Source organism: Rhodanobacter sp. IGA1.0, assembly GCF_040208325.1.
Lineage (GTDB): Bacteria > Pseudomonadota > Gammaproteobacteria > Xanthomonadales > Rhodanobacteraceae > Rhodanobacter > Rhodanobacter spathiphylli.
The window spans coordinates 1,231,213-1,244,440 of sequence record NZ_CP157948.1 but is presented as its reverse complement, the minus strand read 5'-3'; the positions used below and the strand labels follow the sequence as shown (position 1 = coordinate 1,244,440).

At 69.4% G+C, this 13,228-nt stretch carries 14 protein-coding genes; 9 read left to right on the top strand and 5 right to left on the bottom strand.

Going from position 1 to position 13,228, the window contains the following annotated elements; all coding sequences use genetic code 11:
* Positions 1-73: 73 nt before the first annotated feature.
* From ABNK63_RS05525 to ABNK63_RS05505, 5 genes are read right to left on the bottom strand one after another with little or no spacing between them, the layout of a single operon-like run.
* A complete protein-coding gene (locus ABNK63_RS05525) occupies positions 74-1,765 on the bottom strand; it encodes a sulfite reductase flavoprotein subunit alpha (protein WP_350016900.1) in 1,692 nt (563 codons plus the stop codon).
* A complete protein-coding gene (locus tag ABNK63_RS05520; RefSeq protein WP_350016899.1) occupies positions 1,762-2,790 on the bottom strand; it encodes an FAD:protein FMN transferase in 1,029 nt (342 codons plus the stop codon). The genes ABNK63_RS05525 and ABNK63_RS05520 overlap by 4 nt, the downstream gene beginning before the upstream one ends.
* A gap of 2 nt (positions 2,791-2,792) precedes the next feature.
* Positions 2,793-3,605: a DUF4198 domain-containing protein gene (locus ABNK63_RS05515; RefSeq protein ID WP_350016898.1), complete on the bottom strand. Its 813-nt coding sequence runs from the start codon at positions 3,603-3,605 to the stop codon at positions 2,793-2,795.
* 29 nt (positions 3,606-3,634) lie between these two features.
* Positions 3,635-4,150, bottom strand: coding sequence for a DUF2271 domain-containing protein (locus ABNK63_RS05510; protein WP_350016897.1), 516 nt, complete (start codon positions 4,148-4,150; stop codon positions 3,635-3,637).
* Between the two features lie 14 nt (positions 4,151-4,164).
* Positions 4,165-4,806, bottom strand: coding sequence for a PepSY-associated TM helix domain-containing protein (locus ABNK63_RS05505; RefSeq protein WP_350016896.1), 642 nt, complete (start codon positions 4,804-4,806; stop codon positions 4,165-4,167).
* A gap of 182 nt (positions 4,807-4,988) precedes the next feature.
* Between ABNK63_RS05505 and ABNK63_RS05500 the strand changes: the two genes are divergently transcribed.
* From ABNK63_RS05500 to ABNK63_RS05460, 9 genes are all read left to right on the top strand, one after another.
* Entirely contained in the window at positions 4,989-5,678 is a 690-nt protein-coding gene (locus tag ABNK63_RS05500; RefSeq protein WP_350016895.1) for a response regulator, read from the top strand.
* Positions 5,675-7,120 (top strand): sensor histidine kinase, encoded by a 1,446-nt coding sequence (locus tag ABNK63_RS05495; protein ID WP_007804595.1) that lies wholly within the window; start codon positions 5,675-5,677, stop codon positions 7,118-7,120. Before ABNK63_RS05500 ends, ABNK63_RS05495 begins: the two co-directional genes overlap by 4 nt.
* Before the next feature lie 93 nt (positions 7,121-7,213).
* Positions 7,214-8,674 (top strand): TolC family protein, encoded by a 1,461-nt coding sequence (locus tag ABNK63_RS05490; protein ID WP_350016894.1) that lies wholly within the window; start codon positions 7,214-7,216, stop codon positions 8,672-8,674.
* Positions 8,674-9,804 (top strand): ABC transporter permease, encoded by a 1,131-nt coding sequence (locus ABNK63_RS05485; RefSeq protein WP_007804591.1) that lies wholly within the window; start codon positions 8,674-8,676, stop codon positions 9,802-9,804. The genes ABNK63_RS05490 and ABNK63_RS05485 overlap by 1 nt, the downstream gene beginning before the upstream one ends.
* A 5-nt stretch (positions 9,805-9,809) precedes the next feature.
* Positions 9,810-10,562 (top strand): ABC transporter ATP-binding protein, encoded by a 753-nt coding sequence (locus tag ABNK63_RS05480; RefSeq protein ID WP_350017191.1) that lies wholly within the window; start codon positions 9,810-9,812, stop codon positions 10,560-10,562.
* Positions 10,559-11,521: an HlyD family efflux transporter periplasmic adaptor subunit gene (locus tag ABNK63_RS05475; RefSeq protein WP_007804588.1), complete on the top strand. Its 963-nt coding sequence runs from the start codon at positions 10,559-10,561 to the stop codon at positions 11,519-11,521. Before ABNK63_RS05480 ends, ABNK63_RS05475 begins: the two co-directional genes overlap by 4 nt.
* Before the next feature lie 82 nt (positions 11,522-11,603).
* Positions 11,604-12,440, top strand: coding sequence for an alpha/beta fold hydrolase (locus tag ABNK63_RS05470; protein ID WP_007804586.1), 837 nt, complete (start codon positions 11,604-11,606; stop codon positions 12,438-12,440).
* A gap of 8 nt (positions 12,441-12,448) precedes the next feature.
* Positions 12,449-12,820, top strand: coding sequence for an EamA family transporter (locus tag ABNK63_RS05465; protein ID WP_350016893.1), 372 nt, complete (start codon positions 12,449-12,451; stop codon positions 12,818-12,820).
* Positions 12,817-13,224, top strand: coding sequence for an EamA family transporter (locus ABNK63_RS05460; RefSeq protein WP_350016892.1), 408 nt, complete (start codon positions 12,817-12,819; stop codon positions 13,222-13,224). The genes ABNK63_RS05465 and ABNK63_RS05460 overlap by 4 nt, the downstream gene beginning before the upstream one ends.
* Positions 13,225-13,228: the final 4 nt, after the last annotated feature.

Below are 13,228 nucleotides of genomic sequence, written 5' to 3'. Positions count from 1 at the left end.
CGTCAGGGAAACGGGGCATAGGCCATAGGTCATGCGCGGCAAGCGAAAGTTCCTGCCGCGGGCAGCGGAGGCTTCAGTAGACGTCGCGCCGATAACGTCCGTGCTGGCGCAACTGGTCGACCCGCGCCACGCCCAGCACCTCGTTCAGTACCGCGTCGACACCGGGCGCGAGACCGTCGAGGCTGCCGCAGACGTAGATCGCCGCACCCGCGTCGACCCATGCCAGCAAGTCATCGGCCGCCTCGCGCAGTCGCTGCTGCACGTGGATGCGCTCGGCCTGGTCGCGCGACCAGGCGAAATCCGCGCGCTCGATCCAGCCCTGCGCGAGCCAGCGTTCGATGTCGTCGCGATGGAGAAAATCGTGCGCCCGCTGCCGTTCGCCGAACAGCAGCCAGTTGCGCCGGTGCCCGGCACCGATGCGCGCCTTCAGCAAGGCGCGCAGTGCCGCCAGGCCGGTGCCGTTGCCGATCAGGATCATCGGCCGCCCATCCCGCGGCACATGGAAGTTGCTGTTGCCGCGCACGCGCAAGGCGATCTCGGCACCGATCGGTGCATGCCCGGTCAGCCAGCCCGAACCGAGCCCGAGGTAACCGCCGCGGCCGCGCATCTGGCGCACCAGCAGGTAGATCGCGCCATCGTCCGGCAGCGAGGCGATCGAATACTCGCGATGCGGCAGCCACTGCAGCAATGCTGCCACCGCCTCTTCATCCAGCCCGTCGACCTCATCCGCTTCGGGCAGGCGGCAACGCGCCAGCAGTCCGGCCAACGGCTGCCGCTGCCTGCGGTACGACACCGGCACGCGGCCATCCAGCGACCGTGCCGACAACCATGCCGCCACCCGTTCGGCCGGATGGCAGGGGCCGATCTCGACCAGGTCACCGGCCTGCCAGCTGGCACTGCCCTGCAGCGGCTGCAATGCCAGGTGGAAACAGGGATCGCCCACGCTGCCGGGATTCAGCAGGCGGCGCTCGACCAGTCGCCAGCGCTGGTACTTCGGCGCCTGCCAGTCGGGCAGATCGTTGACGCCGGACAGCGTCGCCAAGTGATGCTGCCAGTGGCGCAGGCTGCCCTCGTCCTCGCTGTCCACTTCGACCGGATCGAACAAGGCCTGTGCGCCGCTGGCCTGCAACCAGCGCTGCAGCTGCCGACCGAAGCCGCAGAACTCCTCGTAGTCACTGTCACCCAGCGCCAGCAGGCCGTAGCGCAGGCCAGCCAGCGTCTGCGCTTGCGACATGACCTGGCGGCTGAAAGCCAGCGCCATGTCGGGCGGTTCGCCGTCGCCGGTGGTGCTGGCCACGAACAGCACGCGGCTGGCGCGATGCAGATCCTCGACGGTGACGCCGTCGATGCCGTCCAGTCGCGCCGCCATGCCGGCTGCCTGCAGGCTTTGCAGGGTCTGCCGCGCCAGTTGTTCGGCGAAGCCGGTCTGGCTGGCGTAGATCACCCGCACCGTGGTGTCCGCCACCAGCTGCGGGATGACGGCGGCGCGCTCGGCCGCGGTGGTGGCCTGGCCAGCCGCCATGTCCAGCATCTTCGCGGGCTTGCGCGGTGCCACCGCCGGCCGATGACGCAGCCAGCCGAGCAGGCCCAGCCATGCCAGCAGCACCAGCGCGGCATCGAGCCAGCGCTCGCCACCCGGATCGCGCCAGTGCAGGCCATCCACATGCAGCAACAGCAGCAGCGCGGCAAGCAGGCCGAAGCCGCCCAGCAGGATCGCGTTGCCGAGCAGCGTGCGCCGTGCGGTGATCGCGTCGCCCGGTTTCATCGGCGCAACTCCGCCGCGAACGCCGGCGACATGCGCTGCTCGAAACCCTGCGCGGTGCGCACGATCATCAGCACGGCCAGGCCATGTTCGCGGGCGTAGGCCATGCCGTGCTCGGCGCCGAGCACGCTGAGCATGGTGCCCAGCGGATCGGCCTGCATGCATTCGTTCGCCAGCACACTGACCGACGCCACCTCGTGCGGCACCGGCCAGCCGCTGCGCGGATCGATGTGGTGCGAATAGAACCGTCCGTTGTCCTCGAACACGTGGCGATAGTCGCCCGAGGTGGCGACCGCGCGGTCGTCCAGTTCGATCGTGCGTACCAGTTCGTCGGCGGCGCTCACCGCGCCGGCCGCCGCATCGGGCCGCTCGATGCCGACCCGCCATGGCATGCCATCCGGCTTGCGGCCGCGTGCCTTCAGTTCGCCACCGACCTCGACCAGCCACGTCGTCGCACCGATCCGCTGCAGGTAGCGGCCAACCTGGTCCACGCCGTAACCCTTGGCCACCGCAGAAAGATCCACGCAGACCCCGCCCGGCTGCCATGCCCGATGACCGACCGGGTCGAGCCTCAGCTTCCACCAGCCGACTCGCGCCTTCGCCTGCTCGATCGCCGCAACCGTCGGCGGTTGCCGCGGCCGCTGGTCGGGGCCGAAACCCCACAGGTTCACCAGCGGCCCCACGGTCGGGTCGTACGCGCCATCGCTGTCCTTGGCCAGCTGCAACGCATGCTGCAGGACCTCGAAGAACTCCGGCGGCAAGGCCTGCCAGCTGCCGGGCGGCGCGCGGTTGAAGCGCGACAGCTCCGACTGCGGCCGGTACGTGCTCATCTGGCCGTCCACGCGATCCAGTTCGGCCTGGATACCCCGCCGCACCTGTTCCGTCGATTGGGCGGACGGCAGCACCAGTTGCACCGACCAGGTGGTGCCCATGGTCTGCCCGTCCATACGCTGCAGCTGCGTCGCCGCCAACGGAGCGGAAACAGCCAGCAGAATCAGACAGACGGCCAGACGCGGCAACGACATCATGTCTACTCGGGCAGCACTTCGAGCGTCGCCGTATACGACAGGCGGCGCTTGCTGGCGAACTTGCTGCCGCTGTTGTCGTCCTGCGTCGTGGCGTTGATCCAGTACATCCCCGCATGCGGCCAGGTCAGCCGGAACTTGCCGTCGCTGCCGGTCTGCGCGGTGATCGCGTCCTGTGCGTTGCGGTAGCGGGTGGCACCGGCGATCGCGCTGACCTTGAGGTCGCCGGCCGGCCTGCCGTCCAGCAGCAACTGGAACGTGGCCGGCTCGCCGGCGACCAGGTCGGTGACGCGGGTAACCGGCACCAGCTCCAGGCCCTGCCCGGTGGGTTTCAGTGCGGTGTCGTTCGGCTTGCCGTTGCTGATGAAGGTTTCCACCCGGTTGCTGGAGGCCGTCACCTGCACGTTCTTCGCCGCCCCTGGGATGGCCGAGCGCAGTTCGTCGGCCTTGCCCCGCCAGCGCCTTTTCTGGCCATCCAGCTCGTAGCTGGCAGACAGGCCGCTGCTGACCAGTGCCAGCTTGTACGTGCCCTGCTGGTTCAGTTGCAGGTCGAACACGCTGCGATATTTGCCGACGGCCTCATTCGCCGGTTTGGCCGTCTGGCCGTCCGGCGCGGTGATCACCAGCTGCTCCAGCGACGCCGCGTGGTGGTCGGGATGGAACAGGTCGTTCGAGATCGCCGCATCCACGGTGACCCACGGATCGGCGCCGGCGACATTGGTGGCCGACGGCAACAGCCACATCTTGTGCGCCTGCACGGCCAGCGGCGCGGCGATCGCCGCGGCCAGGACGATCCATTTCAGGGTGCGCTTGTGCATGTTCACTCCGGACAATTCGGGAACGGGATTCACGGGTTGATGTCGAGGCTGACCGCGCCGAGTTCGCTGCTGCCCCGCGCGGTCAGGTGCTGCGTGGTGGCACCCGGCCAGGTGAACGGCACACGCACCACTTCGCGCCCGCCGACTTCGCGGGCGGCCTCCACCACCAGCACGTAATCACCCGCAGCCAGCGTGCCCAGCGGCGCCTGTCCGTCGACGAAGTTCAACTGGTGCTGCCCGGCAGGCCGGGTGGCGCCGGAGACGCCATCCACCGGCAACGCCAGCTCGCGACCTCCGCGGCGCCACCACTGGCGCAGGTCGGGCAACCACTTGTTGCCGGCACCCTCCTTCCCGTCCTTCTGCGCGTACCACACGGCCAGCTGGGCAGCCACGCTGCGGTCGGCGCGCTCGATCCAGATCGCGGTATACGGCCGGTGGTATTCGGCCACCTTCTGCTCGGGAATCTGCACGGTGAGGTTCAGCTCGGCCGCGACCAGCGGCGTGGCCAGGGCCAGGGCGAAACAGCAAAGCAGCAGACGACGCATCGCGGGAATTCCGTTCAATGGATGAAGATCAGCGCCAGCACCACCGGCAGCACCAGACCCAGGCTCACCAGCGGCCAGGTGGAGGTGCGCCGCGCGGCGTGGAGTTTCAGCAGGAACAGGCCGGTGATCGCGAACACCAGGCAGGCCAGCGCGAACACGTCGAGAAACCAGCTCCACGCCGCGCCCGCGTTGCGTCCCTTGTGCAGGTCGTTGAGGTAGGCGATCGCGCCGCGCCGGGTCAGTTCGTATTCGACGGCGCCGCTGGCGCGGTCGACGCTGAGCCAGCCGTCGCCACCGGGGCGCGGCAGCGACAGGTAGACCTCGTCCGCCGACCACTCGGCCACGCGGCCGGCCACGTGCGCCCGCAACTGATCGTCGAGCCACGCAGCCACCGCCGTCGGCAGCGCGGCCTTGCGCGCGTCATCGCCATCGACCGCAACACGCAGCCCCGGGGGCAACGCGAGGTTGCGATGGGTCACCCGCGGCGTGGCCTCGATCTGCCGCGCATGGTTCAGCGTGATCCCGGTCAGCGCGAACAGCAGCAGGCCGACCAGGCACAGCGCCGAACTGATCCAGTGCCACTGGTGCAGCTGCCGCATCCAGAACGCGCGGCGCTGCGGACGCATCGATTCGGCGTTTGCCTGTAGCTGACCCATGGTTATCCGTGTTTCGCGCTTGCCTCTCGGCCGGGAACTGCGGCGAGCGGGCAAGGTCTGGAAGGGCGTGGAGGCCCGTGTTGCGGGCTTCCGGATGGTCGACATTATTTAGTAAACAAGAATCAATCGCAACTACGGGAGGCGCAACACGCCGCTGCCCGCCGCCCACTCTGGAGTCACCCATGCGGATTCTCCTGGCCGAAGACGACTCCTCCATCGCGGAAGGCATCTGTGCGTCCCTGCATCATGGCGGCCACGCGGTAGACCACGCTGCGCGCGGCAACCTGGCCGACGCAGCCCTGCGCGACTACGAGTACGACCTGCTGGTGCTGGACTTGGGCCTGCCCGCGCTGGACGGCAGCGAGGTGCTCAGGCGGTTGCGCAACCGCGGCACCAGCATGCCGGTGCTGGTGGTCACCGCACGCGATGGCCTGGCCGAGCGCATCCGCGTGCTCGACCTCGGCGCCGACGATTACCTGGTGAAGCCCTTCGAACTGGCCGAGTTCGAAGCGCGGGTGCGCGCACTGCTGCGCCGCGCCAGCAGCCAGGGCAAGCCGGAACTGCAGCTGGGCCGGTTGCGCGTGGACCTGCCCGGCCATCGCGCCTGGATCGAACAGACTCCGCTGGACCTGACCGCCCGCGAATTCGGTCTGCTGGAGGCGCTTGCGTTGCGCGCCGACCGGGTGACCAGCCGGGCGCAGCTGGTGGCCGCGTTGTGCAACTGGGACCAGGAACTGACCGACAACGGCCTGGACATCGCCATCCATCGCCTGCGCCGCAAACTGCGTGACAGCGGCACCAGCGTGCGCACCATCCGGGGGCTGGGTTACCTGCTGGAAGAAGTGAACGAGGCCCGGATCACCTCCTCATGACATCACCTCCCACGCGCTCCCCGCGCCCCAGCCTGCGGCGACGCCTGCTGTTGCTGCTGCTCGTTCCGATGGGCGTCCTGCTGGTGCTGGATGCACTGTTGAGCTACGGCGTCGCCCTTACCTACTCCAACCGCGTCCATGACCAGGATCTGCGCGAGGACACGCAGAGCCTGGCGATGATGGTCGGCAACCTGCAACCGGGCGACGAGTTGTCGCCGCAGGCGCGGTTCCTGCTGGAGTACGATCCGGATGGCCGCAGCTACTTCAGCGTGCGCAGCCGCCTGCACGGCCTGCTGGCCGGCAATGGAACGCTGCCGCAGCCGACGCAGATGCCGCCGATCGATGCGCGGCCGATCCTTTACGACACCCGACTGGCGAAGCGTCCGCTGCGCGCGGCCGCCATGCAGATCGAGGCGACCCGGGAGCCTGGCGACAGCCTGGTCGTCAGCTTTGCCGAAACCCTGCACGACCGGCACGAGCAGGCGCGCGACATCCTGCTGATGGCCACGGTGATGCAGACGCTGTTGATCGTCTGCGTGCTCTCGGTGGTCTGGTTCGGCGTGGGTCGCGGCCTGCGCGTGCTGGAGCCGCTGACCGCGCGGCTGGCCGCGCGCAGTCATGAACTGAGCCCGATCGATGCCGCCGACGTGCCTGCCGAGATCCAGCCGCTGACCCGAACCATCGATGCCCTGTTCGGACGCCTGCGCAACATGCTGGCGTTGCATGACCGCTTCATCGCCGATGCCGCACACCAGTTGCGCACGCCGTTGACCGGGCTCAGCCTGCACGTCGAACACGCGCTGGCGGAATCCCGCCCCGAAGCGGTGAACGAGGCCCTGCAACACATCCAGCAATTGACCCGCCGCGCTGCGCGCACCTCGGCACAGCTGTTGGCGCTGACCCGGGCCCAGGCGCCCTCGCTGGATACCGGAGAAAGCCGCCTGCTCGACCTGGCCCGACTGGTTCCCGATACCGTGGCCCAGCGCGTGCACGAGGCGATCCGCGCGGGCGTGGATCTCGGTTACGAAGGCGCCCCGGGAACGTGGCCGATCATCGGCGATGCGGCCAGCCTCGGCGACCTGCTGGACAACCTGATCGACAATGCGATGCGTTATGCCGGCCGCGGCAGCGTGGTCACGGTCAAGCTGGGCGGACACGCCGATGGCAGCTGCTGCCTCAGCGTCGAGGACAACGGCCCCGGCGTGCCGGCCGAACTGCTGCCGCGCCTGAGCGAACGCTTCTTCCGTGCCGCCGGGAACAACGAGGAAGGCAGCGGACTGGGGCTGGCGATCGTCCAGCGCATCGCCGAACGACACCAGGCTCGCCTGACCTGCAGCCTGATCGCGCCGCACGGCTTGCGCGTGGAGGTGTGCTTCCCGCCACTCGACGCGCCACGCCCGCCATCGTCGGGCGACCAGGATCGCCACGACGATTCCGCATAAGCCCCCTCGCCCGCCGTCGTTGCAAAGGGGGAAGAAAGATTCCCCGGCCACAATCAGGTATTCCACGCAACCCTCCCGAAGAGTCAGCGCGCCGTGCCATTTCGATTCCACAAGGCAGCATGGAACCCGCGCTGGCATCTCTGGTCGTGCGCCGCCGTGCTCACCTTGCTCGCCGGTTGCGCGGCGCCGTTGCCGAAGCTGAGGCCGCCGATACCCGCGCAATTTCAGCATCGGCTCGCCGGCAACGCGGCGCAGCCCACCGACCTGCATGGCTGGTGGCGCAACTTCAACGATCCCGCGCTCGACACCCTGGTTGAGCGTGCGCTGGCCTCCAACCTCGACCTGGCGCAGGCCGTCGAACGCCTGCGTGCCGTGCGCGTGATGCACGCGCGTTCGGGCGCACGCTACCTGCCCGCGTTGCGTGCCAGCACCAACGACGTGATCGATCCCGACGCCAGCGCCTCCTATTTCCTGGTCGGCTTCGACGCCAGCTGGGAACTCGGCCTGTTCGGCCGCGCCGAAGGAACCCGCCGCGAAGCGCAGGGGCAGCTCGACGCCGGCGTCGCGGACCTGCGCGGCGCCCGCGTGAGCCTGGTGGCCGAAGTCGTGCGGCAGTGGATCAGCCTGCGTACCGCCCAGCAGCAGGAGCAACTGTTGCTGCGGATCAGCCAGTCGCGCCGGCACGCCCTGCAACTGGTGCGAACGCGACAGCAGCTCCAGCTTGCCCCGCCCGACGCGACAGACCGCGCACAGGCGGCCCTCGACCAGGCCGAGTCGGCACTCGTCGCGCCGCGCGAGGCGATCAATGCCAGCGCATGGCAGCTGGCGGTGCTGCTCGGCCAGAACCATCCCGATCCTGCCTGGCTGAAAATCGGCCCGATACCCGAACTGGGCCCGTGGAACCTCGACGCCACGCCGGCCGAACTGCTGCGCAGCCGGCCGGAGATCGCCCGTGCCGAAGCCGACGTGCTGACCGCCGCCGGCGAGCTGGCAACGGCCCACGCCGACCGGTTTCCCCGCATCGGCCTCGGCGGCTCGATCAACTGGTCCACCGACATCGACAACAACCACCGGAAAAGCAGCACGCCGAACGCGATCGACTCGTATGGACCGGAGGTCAGCATCCCGCTGTTCGACTGGGGCATTCGCCTGGCCGCCGAGCACGCCAGGGATCACCAGTTGAAAGCCCGCGTGCTGGCCTACCGGCAAGCGGTGCTGCAAGGCGTGGCCGAGGTGGAAACCGCACTCGGCAGCATGCAACAGCAACGCCAGCGCGAGCAGCACAGCCTGCAGGCCTGGCAGGCGCTGCAACGGGTCGATCAGGCCACCGGCAAACGGGCGAGCCTGCAACTGGCCAGCCCGCTCGATCGCAACGGGAGCCAGCTCGCCGTCGACCAGGCCGCACTCGACCTGAGCGAGGCACGAGCCGGACACGACCTTGCCTACGTCGCCCTGTTCAAGGCACTCGGCGGTGCACCCTTGCCAGCTGCCGGCGACCCGGATGAGACCGTTGCAACCGGCCAGGCCGATGCCGGGTCCGGAGCGCGCCACTGATGGTCGCCCTGGCCCGCAAGACCCTGGTCTACGAATGGCGGCGCTTCCTGCCGGCGATGCTGGCGGTCGGCTTCGCGGGCTTGCTGCAACTGCTGCAGATCGCCCTGGTGCTGGGCATCTTCGGCAGCACCAGTCTCTACGTCACCGGTTCGTCGGCCGACGTCTGGGTGGGTTACCCGGGCACCCAGAGCGTCGGCCTGGGGCGTTCGATCGACGCCGACCTCCAGTCGCGCCTGTTGATGGACCCGCAGGTGCTGCGGGTCGAACCGTATCTGTGGGTCGATGGCGACTGGCGCGGGCCACGCGAGACCGGTGGTGCATCGGTGTTTGTCTCCGGCATCGATCCGGCGGCCGACGGGCTGATGTTCTCCAAGGTCCTGTCGCCTACCCTGCGCGCCCGGCTGGTCGAACCCGACGCCATCATCGTTGATCGCTCGGCGCTGGATCAGCTGGGCATCGGCATCGGCCAGAGCGCGACCATCAACGGCCGGCGCGTGCGCGTGGTCGGGATCGGCACCGGCCTGCGCGCGCTGGGCGGCGTCAACGTGCTGTGCTCGCTGGACACCGCCCGACGACTCGACAACGACGTCACCGACAACGGCCCGACCTACTTGGTCGCCAGCCTGCGTGACCCGGCCCGGGCCGCCACCGTGGCCGCGCGCCTGCGCGGCGCCACGTCGTTCGGCCCGTACACGACCTGGAGTGCCAGCGACTTTGCGCAACGGTCCGTGCGTTACTGGCTGTTCGATACCGGCGCCGGCGCCGGCGTGATGTTCCTGGCCGGCATCGTGTTCCTGGTCGGCGCCGCGATCACCAGCCAGACCCTGGTCGCCGCCGTCAACGGCTCGATCCGCGAATACGCCACCCTCAATGCGCTCGGCGTCGGCGTGGGCGCCTTGCGCAAAGTGGTGCTGGAACAGGCGTTCTGGGTCGGCGCACTCGGCTTGCTCGGCGCCAGCGTGCTGGGCATCGTGCTGCTGCTGCTGGCGCGCAGCCAGGATGTCCCGGTGGTGTTGAACGCGCCCTCGGCGCTGGCCTGCATCATCCTGGTGATGGGTCTGGCCGCCGTGTCCGGACTGGCCGCGATGCGCAGCCTGAGGCGCGCCGATCCGGCCACCTTGCTGAGATGAACACGATGCATTCCGGCAACCTCATCGAACCGGCGCGACGGCCCGCCCTGCAGGCCGTCGAGGTCAGCAAGGCCTTCGTCTCCGGCCACCAGCGCACCCAGGTGCTCGATCGACTCAGCCTGGCCATCGAGGCGGCCGAACTGACCCTGATCTCGGGCCCCTCGGGCTGCGGCAAGAGCACCTTGCTGGCGATCCTCAGCGGGCTGCAGCAAGTCGATGGCGGGCAGGTCCGCGCGCTGGGCAGCGAACTGGGCCAGCTCGACCTGCGCGCGCTGGAACGCTTCCGCCTGCAACACACCGGCTTCGTCTTCCAGGGCTTCAACCTGTTCCCCGCGCTCTCCGCGTTCGAGCAGGTCGAGCTGCCGCTGAACCACATGGGCCTCACCCGCGACGAGGCACGTCGGCGCGCCCGGCAATCGCTGGAGGAAGTCGGCCTGGGGCAGCGCATGCGGCTGCGCCCGTCCGAGCTGTCCGGTGGCGAGAAGCAGCGCGTGGCGATCGCCCGCGCGCTGGCCAAGCAACCGGAGCTGCTGTTCGCCGACGAGCCGACCAGCGCGCTCGATGCCGCCAACGGCCAGATCATCATCGACCTGCTGCACCGCATCGCGCACTCCCACGGCACCACGGTGCTGTGCGTCAGCCACGACCCGCGCCTGGTCGTCCACGCCGATCGCGTGCTGGGGATGGAAGACGGCCGCATCCTCAGCGACCGGCGCAACCAGGCGCCACTTTCCGATTCCCGGGGAACTCCATCATGAAGCCGCCCGCTCCTTCCTCATCACGGCCGTGGCCCTGGCGAACGCGCTGCCGCGGCCCCGCGTTCGCCATCGCCGCCCTGCTCGCCGGCTGCTCCGCCGCCGATGCACCGCCGGCGGCCACCAGCCAAGCCACGCCCGCCTATGCGGCGGTCGCCCGCGGCCGCGTCGACATCGAAGGCGGCCTGCTGAATCTGGGCATGCCACGCGAAGGCATCCTCGCCAGCGTGGCGGTGCGCGAGGGCGAACAGGTCAGGCAGGGACAGTTGCTGGCCACGCTGGACAGCGAGTCGGCCCGGCTCGCCGTGGCGGCCGCCCAGGCAGAACTGGAACAGGCGCAGGCGCAGGCGACCCTGCTCCGCATCAAGCTGGCCGCGGCAAGACAACGGGCGCAACGCCTCGCCCAGGCCGTCGCCGCCGGTGCCGGCGACGGGCAGAGCGCGGACGATGCGCGCGAGGCCGCCGCCCTGCTCGACGCCGACCGGCAGGCCAACCATGCCGCCATCGACATCGCCAGCCAGAAGCTGGAGCAGGCCCGCTACGAGGTGAAGCAGCGCAGCCTGTTCGCCCCGTTCGATGCCGAGGTGATCCGCGTATCGGCGCAGCCCGGTGCCGGCATGTCGCCCGCCTCGCCGCCGCTGTTCGTGCTGTTGCCGCACAAGCCGCGGATCGTTCGCGCGGAACTCAACGAAAGTTTCATCGGCGCGATCCGGCCCGGCATGCCGGCCGAAATCGTGGCCGACAGCGCGGATCGGCAGGCCCCGTGGCGTGCCCACGTGCTGCGCATCGGCGAGGTCTACGGCCCGGCCCAGCTCGAGAACGATCCGCAGATCCGCGCCAGTGCACGCACCGTGGAGTGCGTGCTCGCCTTCGACAAGCCGCAGACGCTGCGCATCGGCCAGCGGGTGATCGTGCGCTTCGGCACCGCCCCGGCGACCACCGGGGCGCCATCGAAAGACTGAGGAAACCGCGTTCTGCCACGCTGCCCTCCGGCACGTACGGCGGACACGCCTCCACTCGCCGCACACACCGCAGGACAACCGCGTGATCCAGCAAACCGAGTTCTTCTTCGAAGGTGGCCGCAGCGGCGTGTTGCTGATCCACGGCCTCACCGGCACGCCGATGGAAATGCGGCTGCTCGGCAAGGGACTGCACAAGGCCGGCTTCACGGTGCACGGCATGCAGCTGGCCGGGCACTGCGGCAACGCCGACGACCTGCTCGCCACCGGCTGGCGCGACTGGTACGCCAGCGTGGAAACGGCGGCCGACGACCTGCTCGGCAAGGTCGACCACCTGTTCGTCGGCGGGCTGTCGATGGGCGCGCTGCTGGCGCTGAAGCTGGCCGCGGATCGGCCCGCACAGGTTTCCGGCGTCGGCGTCTACGGCGCCACCTTCCGTTACGACGGCTGGAGCATTCCGCACATGGCGCGGCTGTCGTTCCTGCTGCCGCTGCTTAAAAGGCTCGGCATTGGCCGCCACCGCAGCTTCATGGAGCAGCCACCCTACGGCATCCGCGACGAGCGGCTGCGTGCCCAGGTCAGCACGGCGATGCTCAGCGGCGACAGCGCCGCCGCCGGCCTGCCCGGCAACCCCTGGTATTCGCTGGCCGAAATGTATGGACTGGCCGCCGATGTGCGGCGCCGACTGCCACAGGTGAATGCGCCGTGCCTGGTGGCGCATGCCAGCGATGACGACGTGGCCAGCGTGCGCAACGCCGAACTGGTGGTGCGCGGCGTCAACGCGCCCACCGAGCTGTTGTTGCTCGAAGACAGCTACCACATGATCACCATCGACAGGGAGCGGCGCACCCTGATTGAACATTCGGCCGCCTTCTTCGACCGCGTCGTGACCGCCGGCAATGCCGGGCGCATCGCCGCCTGAGCCGGCCCGTGACCGGCTCCCCTTCCACCCTGGTCGTCGGCCTCTGGCTGCTCAACATCGTGCTGGACACGACTGGCCAGCTCGCCTTCAAGGCCGCTGCCGGCGACAGCGACGCCGGCGATGGCCTCGCCCGCTGGAAGCACATGGCGGCGCGGCCGTGGCTGTGGCTCGGCATCGGCTGCTACGCCGTCGAGTTCCTGGTGTGGATCGCCTTCCTGTCGCTGATCCCGCTGTCCGAAGGCGTGCTGCTGGGCTCGATCAACATCGTGGCGATCATGCTTGCCGGTCGCCTGCTGTTCGGCGAGAAACTGACCCGCCTGCGCGTCATCGGCATCGCCCTGGTGACGCTGGGCGTGGCGATCGTGGGGCTCGGCGGATGAGGCGCTTCTACCTGTTCGGCTTCCTGCTGCTGATGGCCTTCGACACGCTGGCGCAGATCAGCTTCAAGGTCGCCGGCAGCCAGGCGTTGCCGGTGCAGGCCAGCGTCGCGTGGCTGTTGCGCGTGTTCGGCCAGCCGTGGATCTACGGCGCGGTGGTCGGTTACGTCGGCGCGTTCTTCACCTGGATGGCCTTGCTCAAGCACGCGCCGATCGGGCCCGCGTTTGCCGCCTCGCACCTGGAAGTGGTGTCGGTGATGCTGCTGTCGATCTGGCTGTTCGACGAACACCTCACGGTTGCGCGCGTGCTCGGCGCCATCGCCATCATCGCCGGCATCGTCTGCCTGGGCCTGGCCGAAAGCCGCGAGCAGCTGCCCGACGACGAGCCTGCGCCGGCACGGGTCTGAGCGC